The sequence below is a fragment of the Pseudomonas sp. NPDC088414 genome (genome assembly GCF_044753325.1).
In the GTDB taxonomy this organism is placed as follows: Bacteria; Pseudomonadota; Gammaproteobacteria; order Pseudomonadales; family Pseudomonadaceae; genus Aquipseudomonas.
The window spans coordinates 49,150-73,262 of the sequence record NZ_JBIVMY010000017.1; the positions used below are offsets into that span (position 1 = coordinate 49,150).

General features: G+C 61.1%; 23 protein-coding genes and 2 pseudogenes. 10 read left to right on the top strand and 15 right to left on the bottom strand.

The genetic code is table 11. The annotated features are described in order from the left end of the window. Positions 1-58: 58 nt before the first annotated feature. Positions 59-373 (bottom strand): DUF2388 domain-containing protein, encoded by a 315-nt coding sequence (locus ACIP8I_RS16025; protein WP_007962425.1) that lies wholly within the window; start codon positions 371-373, stop codon positions 59-61. Positions 374-562: 189 nt separating this feature from the next. Between ACIP8I_RS16025 and ACIP8I_RS16030 the strand changes: the two are divergent. The 3 genes and pseudogenes from ACIP8I_RS16030 to mqo form a co-directional block, all read left to right on the top strand. Further along, positions 563-1,318, top strand: a pseudogene (locus ACIP8I_RS16030) (HAMP domain-containing protein); the annotation flags it as partial. 132 nt (positions 1,319-1,450) lie between these two features. Next, the gene (locus ACIP8I_RS16035) at positions 1,451-2,176 is read left to right on the top strand and encodes a methyl-accepting chemotaxis protein (RefSeq protein ID WP_400762408.1); all 726 of its coding nucleotides are present in this window, start codon (positions 1,451-1,453) and stop codon (positions 2,174-2,176) included. A 449-nt stretch (positions 2,177-2,625) separates the two neighbouring features. Next, positions 2,626-4,272, top strand: a complete 1,647-nt coding sequence (mqo, locus tag ACIP8I_RS16040; RefSeq protein WP_400762322.1) for a malate dehydrogenase (quinone) — start codon at positions 2,626-2,628, stop codon at positions 4,270-4,272. 193 nt (positions 4,273-4,465) lie between these two features. On the opposite strand, the gene ACIP8I_RS16045 is transcribed toward mqo, so the two are convergent. Continuing rightward, the gene (locus tag ACIP8I_RS16045) at positions 4,466-4,897 is read right to left on the bottom strand and encodes a nuclear transport factor 2 family protein (protein ID WP_400762324.1); all 432 of its coding nucleotides are present in this window, start codon (positions 4,895-4,897) and stop codon (positions 4,466-4,468) included. Positions 4,898-4,962: 65 nt separating this feature from the next. Further along, positions 4,963-5,265, bottom strand: coding sequence for a hypothetical protein (locus tag ACIP8I_RS16050; protein ID WP_400762326.1), 303 nt, complete (start codon positions 5,263-5,265; stop codon positions 4,963-4,965). Between the two features lie 73 nt (positions 5,266-5,338). Here ACIP8I_RS16050 and ACIP8I_RS16055 point away from each other — a divergent pair, with 73 nt between their 5' ends. Then, positions 5,339-5,785 (top strand): NUDIX hydrolase, encoded by a 447-nt coding sequence (locus tag ACIP8I_RS16055; protein WP_400762328.1) that lies wholly within the window; start codon positions 5,339-5,341, stop codon positions 5,783-5,785. Positions 5,786-5,969: 184 nt separating this feature from the next. Here ACIP8I_RS16055 and ACIP8I_RS16060 read toward each other — a convergent pair whose 3' ends face one another. Together ACIP8I_RS16060 and ACIP8I_RS16065 are read right to left on the bottom strand one after the other, a co-directional pair. Next, complete coding sequence (locus ACIP8I_RS16060) at positions 5,970-6,836, bottom strand: CAP domain-containing protein (RefSeq protein ID WP_400762330.1); 867 nt, start codon at positions 6,834-6,836, stop codon at positions 5,970-5,972. 348 nt (positions 6,837-7,184) lie between these two features. Then, on the bottom strand, positions 7,185-7,958 hold the full coding sequence (locus ACIP8I_RS16065; protein ID WP_400762332.1) for an alpha/beta hydrolase: 774 nt from the start codon (positions 7,956-7,958) through the stop codon (positions 7,185-7,187). Positions 7,959-8,070: 112 nt separating this feature from the next. Here ACIP8I_RS16065 and ACIP8I_RS16070 point away from each other — a divergent pair, with 112 nt between their 5' ends. Further along, positions 8,071-9,030, top strand: a complete 960-nt coding sequence (locus ACIP8I_RS16070) for an aldo/keto reductase (RefSeq protein WP_400762334.1) — start codon at positions 8,071-8,073, stop codon at positions 9,028-9,030. A 360-nt stretch (positions 9,031-9,390) separates the two neighbouring features. Here ACIP8I_RS16070 and ACIP8I_RS16075 read toward each other — a convergent pair whose 3' ends face one another. Further along, positions 9,391-10,284, bottom strand: a complete 894-nt coding sequence (locus ACIP8I_RS16075; protein ID WP_400762336.1) for a LysR family transcriptional regulator — start codon at positions 10,282-10,284, stop codon at positions 9,391-9,393. Positions 10,285-10,503: 219 nt separating this feature from the next. Here ACIP8I_RS16075 and ACIP8I_RS16080 point away from each other — a divergent pair. Then, positions 10,504-10,926, top strand: a pseudogene (locus ACIP8I_RS16080) (cupin domain-containing protein). A 67-nt stretch (positions 10,927-10,993) separates the two neighbouring features. Here the strand turns inward: ACIP8I_RS16080 and paoC are convergent. The 4 genes from paoC to ACIP8I_RS16100 form a co-directional block, all read right to left on the bottom strand. Continuing rightward, positions 10,994-13,189, bottom strand: a complete 2,196-nt coding sequence (gene paoC / locus ACIP8I_RS16085) for an aldehyde oxidoreductase molybdenum-binding subunit PaoC (RefSeq protein ID WP_400762338.1) — start codon at positions 13,187-13,189, stop codon at positions 10,994-10,996. Then, complete coding sequence (locus tag ACIP8I_RS16090) at positions 13,186-14,142, bottom strand: FAD binding domain-containing protein (RefSeq protein WP_400762340.1); 957 nt, start codon at positions 14,140-14,142, stop codon at positions 13,186-13,188. Before ACIP8I_RS16090 ends, paoC begins: the two co-directional genes overlap by 4 nt. Further along, complete coding sequence (paoA, locus tag ACIP8I_RS16095; RefSeq protein ID WP_108589668.1) at positions 14,139-14,762, bottom strand: aldehyde dehydrogenase iron-sulfur subunit PaoA; 624 nt, start codon at positions 14,760-14,762, stop codon at positions 14,139-14,141. The genes ACIP8I_RS16090 and paoA overlap by 4 nt, the downstream gene beginning before the upstream one ends. 277 nt (positions 14,763-15,039) lie before the next feature. After that, positions 15,040-16,794, bottom strand: a complete 1,755-nt coding sequence (locus ACIP8I_RS16100; RefSeq protein WP_400762410.1) for an L-lactate permease — start codon at positions 16,792-16,794, stop codon at positions 15,040-15,042. Positions 16,795-17,035: 241 nt separating this feature from the next. Here ACIP8I_RS16100 and ACIP8I_RS16105 point away from each other — a divergent pair, with 241 nt between their 5' ends. Next, entirely contained in the window at positions 17,036-17,242 is a 207-nt protein-coding gene (locus ACIP8I_RS16105; protein ID WP_081755234.1) for a hypothetical protein, read from the top strand. A gap of 45 nt (positions 17,243-17,287) precedes the next feature. Here the strand turns inward: ACIP8I_RS16105 and ACIP8I_RS16110 are convergent, their stop codons facing one another. Beyond that, a complete protein-coding gene (locus ACIP8I_RS16110) occupies positions 17,288-17,560 on the bottom strand; it encodes a hypothetical protein (RefSeq protein WP_108589666.1) in 273 nt (90 codons plus the stop codon). 371 nt (positions 17,561-17,931) lie between these two features. Here ACIP8I_RS16110 and ACIP8I_RS16115 point away from each other — a divergent pair, with 371 nt between their 5' ends. Beyond that, positions 17,932-19,011: a hypothetical protein gene (locus ACIP8I_RS16115; protein ID WP_400762343.1), complete on the top strand. Its 1,080-nt coding sequence runs from the start codon at positions 17,932-17,934 to the stop codon at positions 19,009-19,011. A gap of 2 nt (positions 19,012-19,013) precedes the next feature. Continuing rightward, positions 19,014-19,367: a DUF1428 domain-containing protein gene (locus ACIP8I_RS16120; RefSeq protein WP_400762345.1), complete on the top strand. Its 354-nt coding sequence runs from the start codon at positions 19,014-19,016 to the stop codon at positions 19,365-19,367. Between the two features lie 564 nt (positions 19,368-19,931). Here ACIP8I_RS16120 and ACIP8I_RS16125 read toward each other — a convergent pair. Further along, the gene (locus tag ACIP8I_RS16125; protein WP_400762347.1) at positions 19,932-20,126 is read right to left on the bottom strand and encodes a hypothetical protein; all 195 of its coding nucleotides are present in this window, start codon (positions 20,124-20,126) and stop codon (positions 19,932-19,934) included. A 105-nt stretch (positions 20,127-20,231) separates the two neighbouring features. Between ACIP8I_RS16125 and thpR the strand changes: the two genes are divergently transcribed. Further along, positions 20,232-20,771 (top strand): RNA 2',3'-cyclic phosphodiesterase, encoded by a 540-nt coding sequence (thpR, locus tag ACIP8I_RS16130; RefSeq protein WP_400762349.1) that lies wholly within the window; start codon positions 20,232-20,234, stop codon positions 20,769-20,771. A 303-nt stretch (positions 20,772-21,074) separates the two neighbouring features. On the opposite strand, the gene ACIP8I_RS16135 is transcribed toward thpR, so the two are convergent. The 3 genes from ACIP8I_RS16135 to ACIP8I_RS16145 all read right to left on the bottom strand — a co-directional run. Continuing rightward, the gene (locus ACIP8I_RS16135) at positions 21,075-22,172 is read right to left on the bottom strand and encodes a polyamine ABC transporter substrate-binding protein (protein ID WP_400762351.1); all 1,098 of its coding nucleotides are present in this window, start codon (positions 22,170-22,172) and stop codon (positions 21,075-21,077) included. A gap of 169 nt (positions 22,173-22,341) precedes the next feature. After that, positions 22,342-23,217: an ABC transporter permease subunit gene (locus tag ACIP8I_RS16140; RefSeq protein ID WP_400762352.1), complete on the bottom strand. Its 876-nt coding sequence runs from the start codon at positions 23,215-23,217 to the stop codon at positions 22,342-22,344. Next, positions 23,214-24,113: ABC transporter permease subunit (locus ACIP8I_RS16145; RefSeq protein ID WP_400762354.1), on the bottom strand; the 900-nt coding region annotated here is incomplete at its 5' end. The genes ACIP8I_RS16140 and ACIP8I_RS16145, both read right to left, overlap by 4 nt.

Consider the following 24,113-nt stretch of genomic DNA (forward strand, 5'->3'; position numbering starts at 1 on the left):
AGACGGTTTTGCCTATGCGCCCTTAGCTGCCGTCCATCGGCCGCTGCGTCCCTGGCAACTACTGATTGAGGCCTTCGTAATGCACCAGAATCGCGTTGGCGAGGTCTTCATCGCTGGCATTGAGGCCGGGGTTGTCGTGCCGCACCTGTTGCAGCACCGACTCCAGATAAACCCCACGGATGGCCCCGCCGCTGGCGACGAACGCTGACAGGTCGTCGCGCGCCGGGATCACCATTTTGTGATCCTTGAAGGTCGAGTAAAGCGATGCGGAAACGCCCGCCGAGGTGGCGACATCGCCAGCATCGACACGGGCCAGAGCCGAGCCGACAGGGAGGCACAGCAGAAGAGAAGAAATGAGCACTAACTTGCGCATGACGATGTTCCTCCACAAGCGCGAAGCAAAAAGGAAGGACTACATAATCTCAGAGGTGCGACCTTTGCCGGAGTTCCGTTTGAACACGCGGATACTTGCTGAAACGCTCTGAAGCGGCACATCTGCACAAATAAGCTTAACTGAAATCCTGAAAGGCGCATTCGGCGCGCCTCAGGGGAGGAACCCACGGTGTCGATCAAATTGCGTTTGCGGCTGCTGATTGCAACCAGTCTGTTGACGGCGCTGATCGTGAGTCTGGTCAGCTATGTGGGGAATACGCGCATGTCCGCAGCGGTGAACGACAACGCGGTGAGCATGAGCGCGCTGCGTAATCACATGGAAGCCGACATGATGCACGACGCGCTGCGGGCCGATGTGTACTCGGCAATGCTGGTGGGCCTGGGCAAAAGCACCGGCACGGCTGGCGAGGTGCGGGACTCGATCAACGAACACGCCACGCATTTTCGCGACGTGCTGGGAGAAAACCTGAAGTTGCCGGTCAACCCGACCATCAAGACCGCGCTGGAGCAGATCAAGCCCAGCCTGGACACCTACATCGAGGCCGCCGAACGCATCGTCGGCCTCGCATTGGACAACCCGGACAGCGCGCAGCGGGAACTCGGCACGTTCAATGCCGCATTCAGTCAGCTCGAAACGCAGATGGCCGCCCTCAGCGAACTGATTGAAAGCAATACCCGCGACACCAGCCAGGCCACCGACAGCGCGATTCGCAATGCCAACTTCGCCCTCGGCGTGGTGTTACTCGCCAGCCTGTTGCTGTTGGTGGCGCAAGGGCGCTGGGTGACCCGCAGCATCATGGGGCCGCTGAAATCCGCCAACCATATTGCGCAAAGCATCGCCCACGGCAATCTCAGCGAGCCGATCAGCGAGCCGACCGGCAAGGACGAGGCCAGTACGCTGATCCGCAGTCTGGCGACCATGCAGCGCGACCTGCGCAACATGATCGACGTCGTTCGGCGCAACGCCCATGGCGTCAGCGGCATGAGCGAGCAGTTGAGCCACGGCTGCCATCAGGTCGCTGACAGCAGTCAACAGCAAAGCGCCGCGGCCGGCACCATGGCCGCCGCCGCGAGCCAGATGACCGCCAGCATCGAGGAAATCACTCGTCATGCCGAACGCGCGCTGGGCATGGCCAATCAGGCCGAGTCGCTGGCCAAGAGCGGCGGGCAGGTGATCCATCAGGTGGTCAGCGACATGGACGACATCGCCCGCTCGGCGCAACAGTCGGCGCAGGTGATCCGTACGCTGGATCAGGAATCCGAAGGCATCTTCAACATCATTCAGGTGATCAAGAGCATTGCCGACCAGACCAACCTGCTGGCACTCAACGCGGCCATCGAAGCGGCGCGGGCCGGCGAGCAGGGCAGAGGCTTTGCCGTGGTTGCCGACGAAGTGCGCAGCCTGGCGGCACGCACCAGCGCCTCAACCCAGGAAATCGCTGCGATGGTCGCACGCATCCAGCACAGTACCCGCGAAGCGGTCAGCAGCATGGAAGCCGGCGTGGCCCAGGTCGACAAGGGCATGGCGGTCACCGCTGAAGTCGAACGGGCGATTCGCGAAATCCTCGACGCCACCCTCAGCACCACGCAACTGGTCAACGACATCACCCGCACCATTGGCGAGCAAAGTCATGCCAGCAACGAAATCGCCCATCAGGTGGAAATGATCGCCGGGATGTCCGAGGGCAACAGCAAAGTGATCGGGCAGACGGCCAATACTACCGATGAGCTGTCAAGCCTGGCGGGGGCGCTGGCGTTGTCGGTGGATCGGTTTCGGTTGTAGTGCCGCCATCGCGAGAGCAGCCCATTCCCTGTAGGAGTGAGCCTGCTCGCGATGGGGTCAGCTCAGCCACCGCAGGTTTCGGCGATCATGTTCAGCCCAAACCGGCCGATAACGCCCACAGCGGAAAAAGACTCTCAAGTCGGGAACAGACGCGCGGGTTTGCCCTGACGTGATATTCTTCGCGCCAACTTGGTTTGACCTTATTCAGTTTGCTTGCCGTTTGGCAGGCTGACGGAATCCCTGTCGCTCAAGTAGCTGAAGCCAATAATGATAAAAAGTCAGTTCAGAAGGGACATTAACTGAGGTCGATGCGGTACGTCGGCCTTGTGTGCCCACCCGTCAAAATTGCAGTGTGAAGGTGTCCGCGACCCTGGCCTGAGTGTCGCGACAAAAGGCCCTCATACCCACAACAGCGGCGGGCGGAAGGCGTTTTATCATAGGTGCAACGGATGTTTAAGAAAGTGAACACAGCCTTGCTCGGGCTGGCTTTGGCGATGGGGATGTCGTCCGCCAATGCTGCAGAAGCAAAGAAAGTCGACGTTCTGCTGATCGGCGGCGGCATCATGAGCACCACCCTGGGTGTGTGGATCAATGAGCTGGAACCGAGCTGGTCGATGGAAATGGTCGAACGTCTCGATGGCGTCGCCCTGGAAAGCTCCAACGGCTGGAACAACGCCGGTACTGGTCACTCCGCCCTGGCTGAGCTGAACTACACCCCGGAAGACGACAAAGGCAACGTGACGATCCCGAAAGCCGTCGAGATCAACGAAGCGTTCCAGGTCTCCCGTCAATTCTGGGCCTGGCAGGTTCAGCAAGGCGTTCTGAAGAACCCTCGCTCGTTCATCAACACCACGCCGCACATGAGCTTCGTGTGGGGTGATGACAACATCAAGTTCCTGAAAAAGCGCTACGAAGCCCTGCAAGCGAGCCCGCTGTTCGCCGGCATGCAGTACTCCGAAGACCCGGCTGTGATCAAGAAGTGGGTCCCGCTGATTATGGAAGGGCGTGACCCGAACCAGAAAATCGCGGCCACCTGGAGCCCGCTGGGTACCGACATGAACTTCGGCGAAATCACCCGCCAGTTCGCCGGTTACCTGCAGACCAAGCCTAACTTCGACCTGAAGCTGTCGAGTGAAGTCGAAGACATCACCAAGAACGCCGACGGCACCTGGCGCGTCAGCTACAAAAACCTGAAAGACGGCACCAAGACCGAAACCGACGCCAAGTTCGTGTTCATCGGCGCGGGTGGCGGCGCTCTGCACCTGCTGCAAAAGTCGGGCATTCCTGAAGCCAAGGAATACGCTGGCTTCCCGGTCGGCGGCTCGTTCCTGGTGACCGATAACCCGGCCATCGCCGAGCAGCACCTGGCCAAGGCCTACGGTAAAGCTTCGGTTGGCGCACCGCCGATGTCGGTTCCGCACCTGGACACCCGTGTTCTGGACGGCAAGCGCGTCATCCTGTTTGGCCCATTCGCGACCTTCAGCACCAAGTTCCTCAAAGAAGGCTCGTACCTGGACCTGCTGACCAGCACCACCACCCACAACATCTGGCCGATGACCAAGGTCGGCATCAAGGAATACCCGCTGGTCGAGTACCTGGCCGGTCAACTGTTGCTGTCGGATGAAGACCGTCTGAACGCGCTGAAGGAATACTTCCCGAACGCCAAAGCCGAAGACTGGCGCCTGTGGCAAGCCGGCCAGCGCGTGCAAATCATCAAGCGTGATGAAGCCGCTGGCGGCGTGCTGAAACTGGGCACCGAAATCGTTGCGGCACAAGACGGCTCCATTGCCGGCCTGCTGGGCGCATCGCCAGGCGCGTCGACCGCTGCACCGATCATGCTGAGCGTGCTGCAGAAAGTCTTCAAAGAAAAAGTCGCGACCCCTGAGTGGCAAGCCAAGCTGCACCAGATCGTGCCAAGCTACGGCACTCAGCTGAACAACGATCCGGCCAAAGTGGCACAAGAGTGGGCATACACCGCCAAGATCCTCGAACTGCCAACCCCTCCGGTGATTGGTCAGGCTGCTGCTCCGGCCGCACCTGCAGCTGAAAAAGCTGAAGCACCGAAGGAAAATGCTGCACGTGACATGGCGCTGTAACTAGACGCCATTCGCACAAAAGCCCACTGCACCGGTAACGGTCAGTGGGCTTTTTTTGTGCCACAACCCCCCTGTAGGAGCTGCCGAAGGCTGCGATCTTTTGTTCTAGTTTTGAAAGTCAAAGTCAAAGTCAAAGTCAAAGTCAAAGTCAAAGTCAAAGTCAAAGTCAAAAGATCGCAGCCTGCGGCAGCTCCTACACAGGTTTCGCTTTCGCCAGGTAGGCGCCCAATCGCCGCCCCATCTCTTCGCCGAGAGCCTGCAACACGCTCAATGGCCGCACCATCACTTCGAACTCGACAATCTTCCCGCTCTCATCGAAGCGAATCATGTCGATCCCCTTCAGCTCTTTCGCCCCCACCTTGGCACTGAACTCCAGCACCACATTCAAACCATCGGCAGTCACCAGTTCGCGGTGGTATTTGAAATCTTCAAACACGTCGAACACGGTGTTGAGGATCATCGTCACCACGGGCGCGCCGGGGTAGGGCGAGTGGGCCATAGGTGAGCGGAACACCGCATTTGGATCAAGCAGTTCAGGCAGAGCCTTGAGATTGCCGGTGCGGATCATCTCGTGCCAGCGCTTCAGGGATTCGGCGGCGTTGGGGTGCAGGTTCAGTTCGGACATTGACCACTCCTGGGATTGTTTTTGTTCTTCACGCGACGGCAATCACTCTAGTTCAAAGCGGCGGATTACGAACCTTCGTGTGCCGATCTGAATACCGGGCTATGGGCAGAGCGGATCAGATGGGCATCTGATCCGTATTTTTCTGTTGGATCTGCCTCTGTTTCCGGTTCAGTCAGGCGATCAAAATGGCCCTGCAGTCCGGTCACCTGCGGCAGTCCTTCATCCCGAAGCGCCCGGTGCACCGCAAGCTCGGTATTGAGGAGAGCAGCATGAACAAAATGGCGATTTTCCTGGGTGGGTTTTTGACGTTGACCATTCTGATTGGAATGCTCGCGACGATTTCTCCGGTCTGAGGTGACCTGCTGCATTAGGCGTCCACAGATGTGCAGCGCGAATCGTGGTTAAATTCTGCGCCTCACATCTGTAAACGGACCTCATCCCATGGACGAACGACGTATTCGCGCGCTCGCAATCTGTGTTTTTCACCATAACGGCAAAATTCTGGTTAACGAATTTCGTGACCCGGTCAGCCGGCAAATCTGTTTTCGGCCTGTTGGCGGTGGTATTGAATTCGGCGAGACCAGTGCCGAGGCTATCGTGCGTGAAGTACAGGAGGAGCTGGGGCTGTCCGTGACCGACTTACGCCTGCTCGGCACACTTGAAAGTCTGTTCGTCTACAACGGCAAACCGGGGCATGAGATTGTCCAGGTCTACGATGCGACGTTTGCCGATCCTCGCACGTATGAACGTGCGCAAATTCATGGCCATGAAAGCGACGGGGCTCCCTTCATCATCCGCTGGCATGACAGTGCAAGTTTCAGCGAGCACGGGTCATTGGTTCCAAAGGGATTGCATGAGCTGCTGAAGAGCGCCGGATTGCTTGTTTGAGATCCGGCGAAGGTCTCGATTTCATACTTTTCCGATTACAAACAGTGCGGCGGCCCGAGTGATTGATGTTGTCCGTACCGACCCCTTCGCGAGTAGGCTCGCTCCCACATTGGGTCCGGTTTACGCTGAACCCATGTGGGAGCGAGCGTGCTCGCGAAGGGGCCAGCCGCATCAACCCCGAAAATCAAGGCGCACCAAACACCATCGTCCAGTAAACCCCTTCATCACTGCGCGCCTCACTGGCGAATCCGGCACCGACCTGAGTGAACATCGGGTTCATCAGGTTGGCGCAATGCCCGGGGCTGGCCAGCCATCCAGCCATCGCCTTGCCCGGTGAACTCTGGCCGGCGGCGATGTTTTCGCCGATCTGCCGCCCCCGATAACCCGCCGCCCGGGCGCGATCCGCCGGGAGATCGCCGTCCGGGTCGCGGTGGGCGAAGTAGTTGCCGTAGGCCATGGCCTTGCTGTGTCCTTGCGCGGCGGCGCCCAGCGCGGGGTTCCAGCTCAGCGGACGGGCGGCGGCGAAGCGCTGGCGCCCACACATCCGTGGGCGCGCCCGGGCAGCGTTGACCTCGGCGAGCAGCGCCTTGCCGACGCTGCGGTTGTCGCCGACGCGGCTGTCGAGCACCGGTTGCGCCAGCACCACTTGCCATTCACCACGGGAGCGGCTGACGCCGATGTCGGCGTACTGGGCGTCGAGCAGTGCGGTGCAATGGCTGTGTTGCAACTGTTCAAAGGCTTCCTCGGCATCCCCGGCGCCGACAATGCGGATGCTGCGCACCGCCACCGCCGAATACCCCGAGGACTTCAAGGTCTCGCGCAAGCCACCGCCGTAGCCATAGCCGATCGGCAGCACCAGATTCGATTTCAGCGCCAGTGGTGCCAGGCGCTGGACCGGGCGGCGTTCGCAGCGTTGCGGATGCGCGCGGTAGTCGTTGATGGCCGCTACCAGTTTCCGTTCTTCGCTGGCGTGGGCGGTCTCGGTGAACAGTGGGGCAAGGATCAGCAGGCACAGCGAAACAAAGCGTGATGAGCGAACGGCATGGCGCATGGGACGGCAGGCTCTGGGAAAAGGACAGTGCTGAAGTGGGCAGTCGCGAATTGCGGCGCCACTAGGACTGGGCTTTTCGGACTTGGTTCATGCTGGCCACCTGGCTTTTTTGCGGGGCTGATGCGGGGCAGGCGAGCCGGATTTTGTGCTGTCTGCACTGACCCCTTCGCGAGCAAGCTCGCTCCCACAGGGGATCGCATTTTCAAAAGGAGGGCAGGGCAATCCTGGATTGGGGTTGTCTGCACTGGCGTCTTCGCGAGCAGGCTCGCTTCCACCTTTGCAATGCGTACCTCTGTGGGAGCGAGCTTGCTCGCGAAGGGGCCAGTTCAGCCAACGCAATAATCGGCATCAGCGATTGAGCACATCCCCCATCCACCGCAGATACTGCACCCGCTCGGAAATCGAGTTGTGCCCCGAATCCGGCACCACCCGCAGGGTCGCCACGCCTTTGGGGAAACTCTCCAGCAGTCGCTGTGTGCTGGCCCGTGGAATCACCTCGTCATCGCTGGCGGCCAGCAGCAAGGTCGGCACGCGAACGTGCACGGCGTAGCGGCCCGATTCGAAACGATCCCGGAGCAGCCACTTCACCGGCACCCACGGGTATTGCCGGACGGCGAGTTCTTCGAGGCTGTTGTACGGCGTTACCAGAATCAGCTGTGTCGCCGGGCGCTGACTGGCCAATCGCACCGCCACCCCCGATCCCAGGCTGCGTCCGATCACGGCGATCTGCGGATGGCTGGCGTACACCTGATCGAACAACGCCAGCGCATCTTCGGCAATCGCTTCTTCGGAGGGTGAACCACCACTGCCGCCGAACCCCCGGTAGTTGAGCAAAAACACCGCGTAATCGGGAAAGGCCTCACTGAACGACGGCAGATTGCGCGACACGTCCTCGGCATTGCCGCCGAAGTAGATCAGCGCTTTCGGCCCGGTATGCTCGCGAACGGTCACCCAGACATCAGCATCCGGCATCGCCAGTTTCATCCGGGAATCCGGCGCGGTGACGGCGCTGCCGGATTGGGGAAAGTAGATCAGCGAGCGCTGAAAAATGAACAGCGCTGCGCACAGCAACAGGTAGAGGGCGATGAGCAAGGCGACGAGTGACATCAGCTTTCTGGACATTCGGCTAACTTTAACGGGGCGCGGGTGTTCGCTGTCGCAGTGTAGTCCAGCGCAGCGCACGGGCAGGCGTCGCACACAACGTGCAACAGATTCACGCAGCAGGGGAACCAGCATGAGCCACACTGAGGGTTGCTCCCGTCGCCGATTGCTCACGCTGGCTGCCGGGGTTTCGGCGGTCTTCACCTTCGACCGGGCGCTGGCCACCGCCACGCCGCCGACTGCCACTTCGCCGAGCCAGGCAGGAGACCAGACCATGCAGACCCGCGCCATCCCTTCAAGCTCCGAGCGGCTGCCCATGGTGGGCCTGGGCACGTATCGCGGCTTCGACGTCGCGCCCGGCGACACCGCCTACAAGCAATTGCCGGCAGTGCTCGATGAGCTGTTCAAAAAGGGCGGCACGCTGATCGACAGCTCGCCGATGTACGGCCGCGCCGAGCAGACCACTGGCGAGTTGTTGTCGATCCACGAACCACGCTCGCCGGCCTTTCTGGCGACCAAGGTGTGGACACGCGGGCGCGAGGAGGGCATCGCGCAGATGGAGCAATCCTTCAGCCTGCTGCGCACCGAACGCATCGACCTGATGCAGATCCACAACCTGCTGGACTGGCAAACCCATCTGCCAACCCTGCGCGAGTGGAAAGCCCAGGGCCGCATCCGCTACATCGGCATCACCCATTACACGCCGTCGGCCTACGATGAAGTCGAAGCTGCACTCAAGGCCGAACAGCTCGACTTTTTACAGATCAACTACGCCCTCGACGACCGTGGCGTGGAGAAACGCATTCTGCCGCTGTGCCGCGAGCGCGGGGTGGCGGTGATCTGCAATCGGCCGTTCGGCGGTGGCGGGTTGCTCGCGCGGCTCAAGGGCAAGCCGCTGCCGGCGTGGGTCTCGGACGTGCAGGTCAACAGTTGGGCGCAACTGGCGCTGAAGTTTCTACTGTCGCACCCTGCGGTGATCTGCGTGATTCCCGGCACCGGCAATCCACGCTACATGGCCGACAACGCCGGGGCCGGATTCGGGCCGATGCTCACCGATGCGCAGCGGCATCAGTTGATTGCGCTGTTGGGCTGATCCATCTGTGACAGATCAAGGCTTTAACGCGCAGCTTTATCGCGAACGCGTCTGAAAGACTGTCAGGTCTGACAGTTGGAAGGGCGACCCCAGCACATGATCATGCAGATTCACTGGCTTGAATAAAGCAGGCAGATCATGAACGCTTCAGCCAACAGGCTCGTCGGTTGCGTTGCGGTATGCTTTCTGTTGATGTCATTGGGCGCTTACGCCGCGAGTGCCGAATACATCTGTCTTGGAATGCAGCGCGGGCAAAATACTACTGTCACCGCCAGCTCTCTGGAGGCCGCGAACAAAAAGGCGAAAGCCCAATGGGGGGCGGCGGGTTGCTACAAAAAATGATAGGTCCCGGCAGGTTTTTCACCCGCGATACCGCAACGCCTCCACCAACAACGCGAACGCCGGCGCCGCCTGCCGCCGGCTCGGGTAGTACAGGTGGTAACCGGCGAAAGTCGGGCACCAGTCTGCCAGCACTTGCAGCAGACGCCCGTCGGCAAGATACGGCGCCACGATGTTTTCCGGAATGTAGCTCAGGCCGAAACCGTCCAGTGCGGCGTCGAGTAGCGGGTAGACGCCATTCAGCGTGACTTGACCGGATACTCGCGCCTTGAGGCTTTCGCCGTCCTTCTCGAACTCCCAGGTGTACAGCCCGCCGTTGGTCGGCAGGCGCAGGTTGTTGCAGGCGTGGGTGGTCAGGTCCCGTGGCGTTTGCGGCTTTTCGCGCTTGGCGAAATAGGCCGGCGAGCCGACTACCGCCATGCGCATGTCCGGGCCGATGCGGGTGGCGATCATGCCTTGGGCGACGTCTTCGCCCAGGCGCACCCCGGCGTCGAAACCGAGCCCGGCGATGTCGACGAAACCGTAATCGCAGATCACCTCGACGGCGATGTCCGGATACTGGGGCAGGAATTCCTTGAGCACCGGACGCAGCAGCCAGTTCAGCGAATGATCGGTGGCAATGATGCGGATCCGGCCGGCCGGAGTTTCGCGCAGGTTGCTCAGGGCCGCCAGTTCCTGTTCGATCTCTTCGAAGCGCGGGCCGATGGTTTGCAGTAAATGTTCGCCGGCCTCGGTAGGGGAGACGCTGCGGGTGGTGCGGGTCAGCAGGCGCAGGCCCAGACGCGCTTCAAGGGCGCGAATGGTATGGCTGAGCGCCGATTGCGAAACGCCCAGTTTGGCAGCGGCTTTGGTGAAACTGCGCTCGCGGGCCACAGCGAGGAAGGCGAGCAGGTCACTGGCGTTTTCTCGAAGCATTAATGAGTGTCCTGCATAAGTTATTTCGAATTCTAGTCGATTATCTGAAGAGTACGGCCCGCTAAAGTGACGCAAGTTCCCTGTAGGAGCTGCCGCAGGTTCGGGCCGCGATCGGACGATCTTTTGATCTTTGATCTTTGATCTTCAAAAACAACATCAAAAGATCGCAGCCTGCGGCAGCTCCTACAGGGAGATATCTTTCAGATTTGGAGTCTTGTGATGAATGCACATATCTCAGGCGTCACTGTCACCCCGACTGGCTCACAAGCTTCGGCCTGAGGCCCGGCGGATTGGTTCACCGGCACTGTGCGCGTTGACGCGCCGTTCAAGGGTAGCGAGGCGGCGCGAGTCAGCGGCGCCACGGTGACTTTCGAGCCGGGTGCGCGGACGGCGTGGCACACCCATCCGTTGGGTCAGACGCTGATCGTCACCGCCGGTTCAGGTTTTGTGCAGGAGTGGGGTCAGCCAGTTCGGCAGATCGGCGCCGGCGATACCGTATGGATCGCGCCGCAGGTGAAGCACTGGCATGGCGCCGCGCCGACCACGGCGATGACGCACATTGCGATTGCCGAAGTGCTGGACGGTGAAGTGGTGGAGTGGATGGAACAGGTGAGTGCTGAGCAGTATTTGCGATCCGAGTGACGTGGTTCCCTCACCCCAGCCCTCTCCCTTTGGGAGAGGGTTAGGGTGAGGGGCTTTTTCAGGTTGCTCAGATCATCTCCGGCAACGAATCGAGGATCTTGTCCAGCGTAATCGGATACTCACGCACCCGCGCCCCGGTGGCGTTGTAGATCGCATTCGCCACCGCCGCACTCACGCCGCAAATCCCCAGTTCACCCACACCCTTGGCTTTCATCGGCGATGAAATCGGATCGGTCTCATCGAGGAAAATCACCTCCTGATGCGGGATGTCGGCGTGTACCGGCACCTCGTATCCGGCCAGGTCGTGATTGACGAAGAAGCCCAGCCGCTTGTCCACCGCCAGCTCTTCCATCAATGCGGCGCCGACACCCATGGTCATCGCGCCAATCACCTGGCTGCGCGCGGCTTTCGGGTTGAGAATCCGTCCCGCCGCACACACTGCGAGCATGCGCCGCACGCGGACTTCACCGGTAGCAGCATCCACCGCCACCTCGACGAAATGCGCACCGAACGTCGACTGCTGATACTGTTTGGCGAGGTCGGCGAATTCGATGCTGTCCTCGGCCTCGACCGCGCCGTCTTTTGCCGCATCACGCAACGGCAAGGTCTTGCCTCCAGCGCGTACCTGACCATCAGCGAACTCGACTTCATCACCGGTCATGCCCAGCTTTGTTGCCACCGCTTCGCGCAGTTTCATGCACGCGGCGTACACCCCGGCGGTCGAGCAGTTGCCGCCGAACTGGCCGCCGGAGCCGGACGACACCGGGAAGTTCGAATCGCCCAGATGCACCGTCACCTCCGCCAGAGGTACGCCCATCATCTCGGCGGCGGTCTGGGCAATGATGGTGTAGCTGCCGGTGCCGATGTCGGTCATGTCGGTTTCCACCGTGACCTTGCCGTCGCGCTCCAGCCGCACCCGGGCGCCGGATTTCAGCAGCAAATTGTTGCGGAACGCGGCGGCGACGCCCATGCCGATCAGCCAGCGACCCTCACGACGACTGCCGGGTTTGGCGTTGCGCTGGTTCCAGCCGAATTTCTCGGCGCCGGTCTGCAGGCATTCGATCAGCCGGCGCTGGGAGAACGGGCGCTCGGTTTTCACCGGATCGACTTGCGTGTCATTGAGGATGCGGAACTGCACCGGATCGAGCTTGAGCTGCTCGGCCATCTCGTCCATGGCGATTTCCAGCGCCATCAGCCCCGGCGCTTCACCCGGCGCGCGCATGGAGTTGCCTTCGGGCAGATCCAGTGGCGCCCGGCGCATGGTCACCCGGCGGTTTTCCCCGGCATAAAGCAACTGGCTCGGTTGCGCGGCGACTTCGACCTTGCCGTCCTTGAGGTTGCCCGACCAGCCTTCGTGAGCGATGGCGCTGAGCTTGCCGTCCGCCGTGGCGCCCATCCGAATGCGCTGGATCGTGGCCGGGCGGTGGGTGGTGTTGTTGGCCATTTGCGGGCGGGCGAGGGCGACTTTCACCGGGCGATTGGCCAGGCGCGCACCGAGGGCGGCGAGAATCGCGTCGGCACGAATGAACAGTTTGCCGCCGAAGCCGCCGCCAATGTACGGCGAGATCAAGCGCACGTTTTCCTTGGGCAGGCCAAGGGTGGTGGCGACGTCGCCGACGCTCCAGGCGATCATTTGATTGGAGGTCCACAACGTCAGATGATCACCTTTCCACGCGGCCAGGGTCGCGTGCGGCTCCATCATCGCGTGGGACTGGTCCGGGGTGGTGTAGGTCTGGTCGAACTGCACCGGCGCGGCGGCGAAGGCCTTGTCGAAATCGCCGTGGGTGACGTCGGGCAATTCATCGTCTTCGACACCCTGGTCGCGCACGTTGGCCAGCTCGAACTCGCCTTTGGCCGCGACGTAATCGACCTTGACCAATTGCGCCGCAGCGCGGGCCTGTTCGAAGGTTTCGGCGACCACCAGCGCCACGGCCTGGTGGTAGTGCTGCACCTCGGGCCCGGCCAGCAGCGGTGCCGAGTTGTATTGGCCCTTGCCGAGTTTGCCGGCATTGGCGGCAGTAACGATCGCGAGCACGCCGGGCGCCGCTTGCGCAGCGTCGAGATCGATGTGGCTGATGCGGCCCTTGGCGATGGCCGAACCGACCATGAAACCGTAAGCCTGATTCGCCACGGCCTCGTGCTGCTCGTAGGCATATGGCGCCTGACCGCTGGTTTTCAGCGGGCCTTCGATGCGGTCGGTGGGTTTGCCGACGACCTTGAGTTGGTCGATCGGGTTGGTGGTGGCGGGCGTGTCGAACTTCATGCTTCATCCCTCGCTTGCGCCAACACCGAGCCGAGCGTGCGCTCGACCAGGGTCAGTTTGAATTGGTTGTCGTGGGTTGGCGTGGCACCGTCGAGCAGGCGTTCGCTGACGGCTTTTGCACCTTTGGGCAGCAGCGCGTCGGCGTCTTCGACCCGCCACGGTTTCGGCGCGATACCGCCGACCGCTACGCGGCCGCTGCCGTCCTTTTGCAGGATCAGACCAACCGACACCAGCGCGAAGGCATACGACGAGCGATCGCGCACCTTGTGGTAAATGTGCGTGCCACCGACCGGGGCCGGCAGGGTTACCGAAGTGATGAACTCGCCGGGTGTGAGGCTGGTTTCGATGTTCGGCGTGTTGCCGGGGAGTTGATGGAAATCGGCGATGGCAATGCTGCGCGTACTGCCATCGGGTTTTACCGTTTCTATCTGCGCATCGAGGGCGCGCATCGCAATCGCCATGTCACTCGGGTGGGTGGCGATGCAGGCATCGCTAACGCCGATCAGCCCCAGTTGCCGGCTGACCCCGCCAATCGCCGCGCAGCCACTGCCGGGCTGGCGTTTGTTGCAGGCCTGATTGACGTCATAAAAGTATGGGCAGCGGGTGCGTTGCAGCAGGTTGCCGGCGGTGCTCGCCATGTTGCGCAATTGGCCCGAGGCCCCGGCGAGCAGGGCGCGGGAGAGCAAAGCGTAATCCTTGCGCACGCGGCTGTCGGCGGCCAGATCGGTGTTGCGCACCAGTGCGCCGATGCGCAATCCGCCTTCAGGCGTGGCTTCGATCTGATCGAGGCCCAGGTGGTTGACGTCGATCAGGTGCAGCGGGGTTTCGATGTCGAGTTTCATCAGGTCCAGCAGGTTGGTGCCGCCGGCGATGAACTTCGCGCCTTCGACCTGCGCCGCCAGCGTTGCGGCTGCGGCGGGGGAGTCGGCGCGGCTGTAATTGAACGCTCTCATGCTGGCACCTGCGCGACTTCAGTGATGGCTTCGATGATGTTCGAGTAGGCGCCGCAGCGGCAGATGTTGCCGCTCATGCGCTCCTGGAATTCGCTGGCGATCAGTTGCGGCGCTTCGGTCAGGCTCGGGCTGGCGTGGCTGGGAATGCCCTCGCGGATTTCCTTGAGCACCGCCACCGCCGAACAGATCTGCCCCGGCGTGCAATAGCCGCATTGATAACCGTCGTGCTTGATGAACGCGGCCTGCATCGGGTGCAGGTTGTCGGGCATGCCGAGGCCTTCGATGGTGGTGATCTCGCTGCCCTCGTGCATGACTGCAAGCGTCAGGCAGGCGTTGATCCGCCGGCCGTCGGCGATGACGGTGCAGGCGCCGCACTGGCCGTGGTCGCAGCCTTTTTTGCTGCCGGTCAGGTGCAGGTGCTCGCGCAGGGCGTCGAGCAGGGTGGTGCGGTTGTCGACCTCAAGGGCTTGGGGTTTACCGTTGACGTTGATCGTCAGTTTGGCCATGGCGGGCTGCTCCAGACTGGCCGCATAGGCCTTGAGGCTGATGAAGGGGGGCATTGCAAACGCGGCGGCGGTGACCGCGCCGAGGATCAGGAATCTTCGTCGGGAAATCGTCATGCTTCGATTCCTCTCTGGCTTAATCAGGACGGCAGGGATTGAAGGGCCCAAACGGGCGCGCCGGCATGTTTGCCGGTCTCGTTCTTGGAATGACCTGCGCGGAGGGGAAAAGGTTTTTGCGGATTTGCGCTATAGAGTTATGCGCAGGATTCATTAATGAGCTGGGCGACGCTTGACCTTGTGGGAGCTGGCTTGCCAGCGATGGGGTCGTGTCAGTCAGCATTGCTTGAATGACACACCGCCATCGCGGGCAAGCCCGCTCCCACAGGGATTGTGATTAATGCCCGCCAACCACCATGTGCGTGAACGGCGCCACATACGCCTGCAAGGTGACAAGCCCGCCCACCAGCACCGCCAGCACGATCGAGTGGAAGAACACGTAGCGCAGAATCTCGCCCTCATGCCCATACCAGCGGGTGGCGGTGGAGGCGACCACGATCGATTGCGCATCGACCATTTTGCCCATGACCCCGCCGGAACTGTTGGCCGCCGCCATCAGCACCGGGTTGATGCCGAGCTGTTCCGAGGTCACCCGTTGCAGTCCGCCGAACAGCACGTTCGAGGCTGTGTCCGATCCAGTCAATGCCACGCCGAGCCAGCCGAGCAGGGTGCCAAACATCGGGTAGAACACCCCCGTCGCAGCGAATGCCAGACCCATGGTGGCGTCCAGTCCGGAATAACGCGTGAGAAATCCCAGCGCCAGCATCGCGGCAATGGTGATCAGCGAAAAGCGCACCACCCACAACGTGCGCAGGTATTGCTTGATCAGTTGCGGGATCGAATAGCCCATCAGCAAACCGCCAACGATTGCCGCGAGCAGAATGCCGCTGCCGGTGGCGGTGAACCAGGTGAACTTGTAGATCGCTTCTTCGGCTTTCGGCGCCGCCACTACGGGCGGGACTTTCTGCACTTGCAGGTGCAGGGTGGTGAAGGTCAGCGCCGGCGAGAAAATCGGGTTGGCCTCGCTCAACGGTTTGCCTTGCGGATCGAGTTTCACCGAATGCGTCACCGGGTCCAGCGCCGGGCGCACGTCGAAGATGTTCTTGAAGCCCTGGGTGCCCCAGGCAAACACGAACACGGTGAGGATGATCCACGGCATCCACGCACGCATCACCGCCGGGCGCGCCTGATCGCTGAAGGGGGCGCTGGCGGTGACTTTTTCTTCCTCGACCCGGGAGTTGTCGACCCGCCCGGACAGGGCGGCCGAGGTGTACACCGTCGTCGGTTTCCAGACCCGCAGAAACAGGGTCAGGCAGGCCATGGAAATCAGCGCGGCGATCACGTCCACCAGCATCGGCCCGTGGTAGTTCGACACGAGGAACTGCGGCACGGCGAAGCTGACTCCGGCCACCAGAATCGCCGGCCAGATCTCCAGCATCTTGCGCCACCCGGCAAACGCCCAGATCAGCCAGAACGGCACCAGCACCGAGAAAAACGGTAACTGCCGACCGACCATCATCGACAGCTCCATCTCGTCCAGCCCGGTGACTTTGGCCAGGGTGATGATCGGCGTGCCGAGGGCGCCGAACGCCACCGGGGCGGTGTTGGCAATCAGCGCTAGTCCCGAGGCGGCCAATGGCGAAAAACCGAGGCCGATCAGAATCGCCCCGGTCACCGCCACCGGCGTACCGAACCCGGCCGCGCCTTCGAAAAACGCACCGAAGCAGAACGCGATCAACAGCAACTGCAAACGCCGGTCATCGGTGATCCGCGCCAGAGAATCCTGCAGCACTTTGAACGAGCCGTTCTCGGTGGTCAGGCGGTGCAGAAAGATGATGTTGAGCACGATCCAGCCGATCGGCAGCAAACCATTGGCCGCACCGAACAAGGCCGCCGAGCCGGCCATGCTCGCCGGCATGCCGAAGGCGAAGATCGAGATGAGCAGGGCCGAAGCCAATGCCAACAGTGCGGCCAGATGCGCCTTGACGTGAAAGAACGCCAGCGCCGCGAGCATCACCACTACCGGCACCGCGGCCATGAGCGTGGAGATCAACGGGTTGCCGAACGGGTCGTAAATTTGCTGCCAGACCATGGTCCACCTCTGCTTGTTGTTATCGAGGCGCAGATCCGTTGCGTGGGAGTCGCTAAGCAGCAGTATAGGTGGCATTTCGCCGCTGCCCGGATGCCGGCGGCGGGCCGATCAACGGTCGTGGACGGGCAGTGAATCAAAGTCCTTTTGTCCGGTCGTATCAGCGGCTGCGCGCACTGCGTCCTGAAGGCGCGGGCAGTGACAGCCGTTCCGTGGTCAAGACCTTGGTGTTAGGGAAGTTTGAATGAAGCGTGCAACAACCTTGCTGTTGACGATATCCGCCGCTGTTTTGCTGGCTGGCTGTGTGGCGGATTTTGATGATGATCATCGCCACGGACGACATTACGACCGTGATCATGGGCGCTATGACGACCACGACCGACGTTGGGATGACCGCGACGATGGTCGTCGCGACGGGCGTCGTTACTATCGTGATCGCGACGATGACTGAGTAGGAATCAAAAGGGCGTTCCCGCAACGGGAACGCCCTCGTCGATTAAAAATGAGCGCTCGCCCGGACGCTGGTTTGCGCAGGCGCGGTGGCCTCGAGATCCAGCAAATGGGTGGCGAGTATGTCGCTCAGAAAACGGAACTGATCGTTGATGCCCACCACTTCATTGCTGAAATGATTGCTCGCGGCGGGCATCAGCACATCGTCGAAATCTTCGTTGAACAGCAGCGCTTGGGTCTTGCGCGAGACAACCTGCTGGTCGTAGTAGTTGCTGCCGAACACCGGGAAGCTCACGGAGAGGGTGATGGTGCGAATCATGATGGGTACTCCTCGTTGCGTCTCGGATGGGTGAATCGTGCCTTCGCCGGGCGGCGGGCGGAAGGCAATCGTGGCGATGGTGAATATCGACGGCGTTGATGGTTGAGAGGTGGGGTGGATTGACTGGCCTCATCGCTGGCAAGCCAGCTCCCACAGGTTTTCGGCTGTTCATTGGATTTATGGCCACTGAAAATCTCCATGGAGCTGCCAAGCCAGCTCCCACGGGTTTTCGGATGTTCATTGGATTCATATTCACTGAAGATCTCTGTGGGAGCTGGCTTGCCAGCGATGGCGTCGGTACAGCCAACATCCTCGGAAACTGACACACCTATACTCAATGCTGTCTCCCTCCACTCAAGGACTTCACCACCGTGAACCTGCGTGCGCTGGTCGTCGCCGCACTGTGTCTGCTGGCTGGCTGCGCCACCTCGGCCCGGTCCCCGGTGGCACCGTCGGCCGTGGTGGTGTCACCCGCCACCTGGCAGCAGATCGACCGCGACATCGTCAGCGCCTCGCAGCAATCCACCGAGCAAGTGAAAGTATTTGCCCGGGGTTCGATGGAACATTGGCGCACTCGCGTCTATCAGCAAACTGAAGAAAATTTCATTCCGTGGTTCAGCAGCTACTGGACCCAGGAATGGCTGTCGATGAAAGTCAGCTGGTACACCATCAGTGCCGGCGGCGAACAGGACGCTTCGGCCAAGCGCCTGGCGAGCTATCTGCTTGAGCAATATCAGGAAAGAGTGCTGGCACCGGTGGCGGTGGAGATCGATCCGGATGCGATCCTCGGGCAGGCCACGGCGTTCTATGCGCAACTGATGGCCCAGCAGATGCCGCTCATCGCCCAGCGCTATGGCGTGCCGGTTGCGCAACTCAACGGACGCTTGCAGAAGGTTCCGGCCATCGCCCTCGGGCCGCCGCCGGCGCGTGATGCTTCGTTGTATCAGGTCATCAGCACCGAGCCGCTGAACACCTTGCCGGCGTATGCCGCGCTGATCGACAAGATCCACACCGAGGGCGGCAGCAAGGGTATCGCCTCGACCGACGCCGGCATGGCGCCTGTGGCCAAGCGCGCCAGCCAGCGGATGGAAGCGGAAATGGCCCCGCGCGGAGCGGCCAGTGCGGTGGCGGCTGCGGCGGGCAAGTTGGTCGGCGGGGTGATCTCGATTGGCGTGGCGGGCATCCGCGCGATCATCCAGGCCAACGACCGGCCTGACAGCGAAGCGCTGATTCGCAGCAGCCTGGGCAGCACGTTCGACAAGGCCTGGGCGAAATTGCTGCAGAACCCGACCACCGGGGTCATGGCCGGAACGCTGCATATCGCCGGGCAGGTCGAGGGCAGCCTTGGCGGGGGCGAACAACCGTCGGTCGGGCAGGGCGTGAATCGTGTCGAATGGCAACCGCCGCAATCGACTACCCGGCAGATCGAACCCAACGTACAAGGAGAATGAACATGTCTTACATCGATATCTTTGTCGCGCCTGTGCCGAATGCCAACCGCGAGCAGTACAAAAAACATTGTGAGATCGCAGAGAAACTGTTCAAGGAATACGGAGCGAAGGAGGTGGTTCAGTGCTGGGGCGATGACGTGCCGGAGGGCAAAGTCACGTCATTCCCGATGGCGGTAAAACTCAAGGAAGGCGAGACCGTTTCGGCCGGCTGGCTGATCTGGCCGGACAAAGCCACCCGTGATGCCGGCATGGCGAAAATGATGGAAGACCCGCGCATGCAACCGGACGTCAACCCGATGGGGTTTGATGGTCAGCGCATGATCTTTGGCGGCTTCAAAAAACTTCTTGAACCCTGATATGGCCTGTAGGAGTGAGCCTGCTCGCGATGGCGGAGTTTCAGTCAACGGGTTTGCAAAATGTGCCGGCCTCTTCGCGGGCAAGCCACGCTCCCACAGGTTCTGCTGAGATGCCGCGATTATCCATACGCCATAAAACTGTGGGGCGAGCCTGGAGTTGTGGCGTGCGCACGATTGTCGTCATCCTGCAGAACCCTGTGGGAGCGGGCTTGCCCGCGAAGAGGCCAGCACAGCCAATATCTCCATTGCTGACCCACCGCCATCGCGAGCAGGCTCACTCCCACCCTGGAGCTGTGGCGTGGCCACGATTGTCGTCATCCTGCGAAACCCTGTGGGAGTGAGCCTGCTCGCGATGGCGTCAGTACAGCCAATATCTCTTTTGCTGACCCACCGCTTTCGCGAGCAAGCTCGCTACCACCCTGAAGTTGTGGCGTGCGCACGATTGTCGTCGTCCTGCGAAACCCTGTGGGAGCGGGCTTGCCCGCGAAGAGGTCGGCACAGCCAATATCTTCATGGCTGACCCACCGCCATCGCGAGCAAGCTCGCTCCTACAGGAAATTGTGGTCACTCTGCAGAGGGGGTGATCCGGCAGCCTTTGCGGTTGCGGATTTGTTCTTCCGTCGGCCGTTCGCGCACGAATTCGAATCGAGGTTCACCCTCGCTGTAATGCACCAGCCAGCCCCATTCCAGTTCGGTTTCATCCTGCCCGGGGCTGGGTGGCTTGGCCCACCAGGGTTCTTTGCTGAGGATCTCGCGCATGGCGGCCTCCGGTTCGATGGCAATCCTTGAACTATAGCCGGCTGTCGCGAGTCGTCAGAAAAGGCTGTGTAGAATCGGCTGATCGACGAGCGAAGGAGCAGGGCCATGACCGATGATGCGCGCAGGGATGAACCGTTCAAGCGACTGTTTTTCGCCCTCGACTGTGCGCCACCGCAGCGCAAGGCCATAGCCCAATGGCGCGGCGATCTGGGCCTGCGCACTGGAAAACCGGTGCCGGCGGATAACTTTCACCTGACGTTGCTGTTCCTTGGTGCCGTGCCGCTGGCGCGGATCCATGAGGTCTGCGAGGCCGCCGGCAAGGTGCGCACGCCGGGTGAGCCGTTGCGGATTGTGCTGGATCGGCTGCAGGTCTGGCATCGCGCCGGGATTCTGTCTTTGGCGCCGGAGCAGGCCCCGCCGGCCTTGTTGCGTCTGGTGTATGCGCTGGAGCAGGCAATGCTGCCGTTCGGTTTCGAAGAATCACCACGCGAGTTTCGCCCGCACCTGACCCTGGCTCGGGACTATCGGGCAGAAGAGCCGGAATCCACCACGCCGCCGGAATTCTTCCTGCGTGCCGAGCGCTTCGCCCTGTTCGAATCGCACAAGGGTCGCTACCGGATTCTGCAGGATTGGCCACTGAATTGAGCGCAGAAAAAAAGGCGCCCGAGGGCGCCTGAAATTCACCTGAGCCGAGGGAGCCAGGTGAGGCCGTTCATTGCAGGGTGCAGCGGTGGTAAGGCGCTGCGTGAACGGGAAACCGCAAATTCTGCTCTCACGAAAAAATGGTGTCCGGCACAATTTTCAATGTGAGCGCTCAACCCTGTGGGAGCTGGCTTGCCAGCGATTGGGGCGGCACATCCAACATCGTCGTTGACTGACTCATCGCCATCGCTGGCAAGCCAGCTCCCACAGGTTTTCCAGTCTTGTCACAATCTTCAATCAGCCGGATTATTTGCCGAGCTTCACCCGGGTCCAGCCGCGGGTCATGATCCGCTGGGTGGCAATCGGTTGATCCGGCACCGCGTACAGCGTCGCCATAACTGCCTGCGACGGATACGAACCCGGGTCGTTGCGGATCGCTTCGTCCACCAGTGGCGTCGCCGCCGCGTTGGCGTTGCTGTAGCCGTTGCTGTTGGTGATCTCGGCGATGATGTCCGGGCGCATCAGGAAATTCATGAACAGGTACGCATTGTCGACATTGGCGGCATCACGCGGGATGGCGACCATGTCGTAGAAACTGCCGGCGCCTTCCTTCGGAATGCTGTAATCGATCTGCACCTTGTTGCCGGCTTCCACCGCACGGGCCTTGGCCTGCAGCACGTCACCGGAGTAACCGACCGCCACGCAGATGTTGCCGTTGGCCAGGTCCGAGATGTACTTCGAGGAATGGAAGTACGCCACGTACGGGCGGATCTTCATGAACAGCGCTTCGGCTTCGAGGATATGCGCCTTGTCCTTGTCGTTCACCGGGTAGCCCAGATAGTGCAGGGCGGCCGGGATCATTTCGGTCGGCGAATCGAGGAAGCTGATGCCGCAGGCTTTCAGCTTCTCGGCGTTTTCCGGCTTGAACAGCAAGTCCCAGGAGTTGGTCGGGGCCTTGGCGCCGAGCACTTCCTTGACCTTGTCCGGGTTGTAGCCGATGCCAATCGAGCCCCACATGTACGGGAACGCGTGGGCGTTGTCCGGATCACTGGCGGCGGCGTTTTTCAGCAGCACCGGGTTGAGATTCTTCCAGTTCGACAGCTTGGATTTGTCGAGCGGCTGATAGACCCCGGCCTTGATCTGCTTGGCCAGGAAACTGTTGGACGGCACGACGATGTCGTAGCCGGATTTACCCGCCAGCAAACGCGCCTCGAGGGTCTCGTTGCTGTCGAACACGTCGTAGGTCACGCGGATGCCGGTCTCGTCTTCGAACTTCTTGACGGTGTCCGGCGCGATGTAATCGGACCAGTTGTAAACACGCAGCACCTTGTCGTTGGCCTGGACGCCCGTGGCGATTGCGCCCATTAAGGACAGTGTCAGCAGAGTCCTGCCAAACATTTTCATCGGTGAAACTCCATTCTTTTTATTCAAAAACACAACACAAAACCTGATGTACACACATCTCTGTGGCGAGGGAGCTTGCTCCCGCTTGAGCGCGCAGCGCTCACAAGCTTTTGGGGCTGCTGCGCAGCCCAGCGGGAGCAAGCTCCCTCGCCACAAGAGCAATCTTGCATTAAGCAGTCGCTGCGGATCGCTGAGGCTGCCACGCCTCATTCGCCGTCTGATCCATCGCTTCCTGAATCGCCTTCTTGCGATTGGCCTCTGCCTTGCGACCGAAATACCAGACGAGGAAAGTCACCAGCGACACCGCCAGCAGAATCAGGCTCGCCACAGCGTTGATCTCAGGCTTGACGCCCAGACGCACCGCCGAGAACACTTCCATCGGCAGCGTGGTCGAACCCGGGCCGGAAACGAAGCTCGCCAGCACCAGGTCGTCCAGCGACAGGGCGAACGACATCATCCCGCCCGCTGCCAGCGACGGCGCGATCATCGGAATGGTGATCAGGAAAAACACCTTGAACGGCTTGGCCCCCAGATCCATCGCGGCTTCTTCGATCGACAGATCCAGTTCACGCAGGCGGGCGGAGACTACCACCGCCACATAGGCTGCACAAAACGTGGTGTGGGCGATCCAGATGGTGACGATGCCACGCTCCTGCGGCCAGCCGATCAACTGCGCCATCGCCACGAACAGCAGCAACAGCGACAGGCCGGTAATCACCTCAGGCATTACCAGCGGCGCCGTCACCAGACCACCGAACAGCGTACGACCCTTGAAGCGCGTCACCCGAGTCAGGACGAAGGCGGCGAGGGTGCCCAAGGCCACAGCGGCAATCGCGGTGTAGCAGGCGATTTCCAGCGAGCGCACCACCGAGCCCATCAGCTGCGTGTTGTCGAGCAGGCCGACGTACCACTTCACCGACCAGCCGCCCCACACCGTCACCAGTTTCGAGGCGTTGAACGAGTAGATCACCAGAATCAGCATCGGCAGATAAATGAACATCAGGCCGAAGATCAACATGAACTTGGAAAAACCGAAGCGTTTCATCCCCGTGCCTCCATCTCTTTGGCCTGGCTGCGGTTGAACAGCAGAATCGGCACAATCAGGATCAACAGCATCACCACCGCCAGCGCAGACGCCACCGGCCAGTCGCGGTTATTGAAGAACTCTTGCCACAGCACGCGACCGATCATCAGCGTCTCCGGGCCACCCAGCAGTTCCGGGATCACGAACTCGCCGACCACCGGAATGAACACCAGCATGCAGCCGGCGATAACGCCGTTCTTGGCCAGCGGCACGGTGATTTTCCAGAAGTTGTTGAAGTTGCTCGAACCCAGATCCGACGCCGCTTCCAACAGGCTGCCATCGTGCTTCACCAGGTTGGCGTACAACGGCAGCACCATGAATGGCAGGTACGCATACACCACGCCGATATACACCGCGGTGTTCGTGTTGAGGATCTCGATCGGGTGATCGGTGAGCCCGGTCCACATCAGAAACGCGTTGAGTAGACCGTTGTTGCTGAGGATGCCCATCCACGCGTAAACACGGATCAGGATCGCGGTCCAGGTCGGCATCATGATCAACAGCAGCAGGACGTTTTGCGCTTCCTTGCTCGCTTTGGTGATCGCATACGCCATCGGGAAACCGATCACCAGGCACATCATCGTGCTCAGTGCCGCGACTTTCAGCGAACCGAGGTAGGCCGACAGGTACAGCTCGTCTTCGCCGAGCATGGTGTAGTTGCCGATGTTGAGCATCAGCTGAAATTTCTGTTCGGCGTAGGTGTAGATCTCCGAGTAAGGCGGGATCGACAGCGCGGCTTCCGAGAAACTGATCTTCATCACCAGGAAGAACGGCAACATGAAGAACAGGAACAGCCAGATGAACGGGATGCCGATGACGAACTTTCGCCCGCTGGGCACCAGGCGCTGGACTTGGTG

What these genes read in the sequence shown, in the direction of transcription:
- ACIP8I_RS16090 (WP_400762340.1), bottom strand. Translation starts at nt 14,142, where the DNA reads ATGAGAGCGTTCAATTACAGCCGCGCCGACTCCCCCGCCGCAGCCGCA.
- ACIP8I_RS16070 (WP_400762334.1), top strand. Translation starts at nt 8,071, where the DNA reads ATGAGCCACACTGAGGGTTGCTCCCGTCGCCGATTGCTCACGCTGGCT.
- ACIP8I_RS16050 (WP_400762326.1), bottom strand. Translation starts at nt 5,265, where the DNA reads ATGCAGCAGGTCACCTCAGACCGGAGAAATCGTCGCGAGCATTCCAAT.
- ACIP8I_RS16105 (WP_081755234.1), top strand. Translation starts at nt 17,036, where the DNA reads ATGAAGCGTGCAACAACCTTGCTGTTGACGATATCCGCCGCTGTTTTG.
- ACIP8I_RS16035 (WP_400762408.1), top strand. Translation starts at nt 1,451, where the DNA reads ATGGCCGCCGCCGCGAGCCAGATGACCGCCAGCATCGAGGAAATCACT.
- ACIP8I_RS16065 (WP_400762332.1), bottom strand. Translation starts at nt 7,958, where the DNA reads ATGTCCAGAAAGCTGATGTCACTCGTCGCCTTGCTCATCGCCCTCTAC.
- ACIP8I_RS16025 (WP_007962425.1), bottom strand. Translation starts at nt 373, where the DNA reads ATGCGCAAGTTAGTGCTCATTTCTTCTCTTCTGCTGTGCCTCCCTGTC.
- thpR (WP_400762349.1), top strand. Translation starts at nt 20,232, where the DNA reads ATGACCGATGATGCGCGCAGGGATGAACCGTTCAAGCGACTGTTTTTC.
- ACIP8I_RS16110 (WP_108589666.1), bottom strand. Translation starts at nt 17,560, where the DNA reads ATGATTCGCACCATCACCCTCTCCGTGAGCTTCCCGGTGTTCGGCAGC.
- paoC (WP_400762338.1), bottom strand. Translation starts at nt 13,189, where the DNA reads ATGAAGTTCGACACGCCCGCCACCACCAACCCGATCGACCAACTCAAG.
- mqo (WP_400762322.1), top strand. Translation starts at nt 2,626, where the DNA reads ATGTTTAAGAAAGTGAACACAGCCTTGCTCGGGCTGGCTTTGGCGATG.
- ACIP8I_RS16075 (WP_400762336.1), bottom strand. Translation starts at nt 10,284, where the DNA reads ATGCTTCGAGAAAACGCCAGTGACCTGCTCGCCTTCCTCGCTGTGGCC.
- ACIP8I_RS16135 (WP_400762351.1), bottom strand. Translation starts at nt 22,172, where the DNA reads ATGAAAATGTTTGGCAGGACTCTGCTGACACTGTCCTTAATGGGCGCA.
- ACIP8I_RS16125 (WP_400762347.1), bottom strand. Translation starts at nt 20,126, where the DNA reads ATGCGCGAGATCCTCAGCAAAGAACCCTGGTGGGCCAAGCCACCCAGC.
- ACIP8I_RS16045 (WP_400762324.1), bottom strand. Translation starts at nt 4,897, where the DNA reads ATGTCCGAACTGAACCTGCACCCCAACGCCGCCGAATCCCTGAAGCGC.
- ACIP8I_RS16120 (WP_400762345.1), top strand. Translation starts at nt 19,014, where the DNA reads ATGTCTTACATCGATATCTTTGTCGCGCCTGTGCCGAATGCCAACCGC.
- ACIP8I_RS16060 (WP_400762330.1), bottom strand. Translation starts at nt 6,836, where the DNA reads ATGCGCCATGCCGTTCGCTCATCACGCTTTGTTTCGCTGTGCCTGCTG.
- ACIP8I_RS16140 (WP_400762352.1), bottom strand. Translation starts at nt 23,217, where the DNA reads ATGAAACGCTTCGGTTTTTCCAAGTTCATGTTGATCTTCGGCCTGATG.
- ACIP8I_RS16055 (WP_400762328.1), top strand. Translation starts at nt 5,339, where the DNA reads ATGGACGAACGACGTATTCGCGCGCTCGCAATCTGTGTTTTTCACCAT.
- paoA (WP_108589668.1), bottom strand. Translation starts at nt 14,762, where the DNA reads ATGACGATTTCCCGACGAAGATTCCTGATCCTCGGCGCGGTCACCGCC.
- ACIP8I_RS16100 (WP_400762410.1), bottom strand. Translation starts at nt 16,794, where the DNA reads ATGGTCTGGCAGCAAATTTACGACCCGTTCGGCAACCCGTTGATCTCC.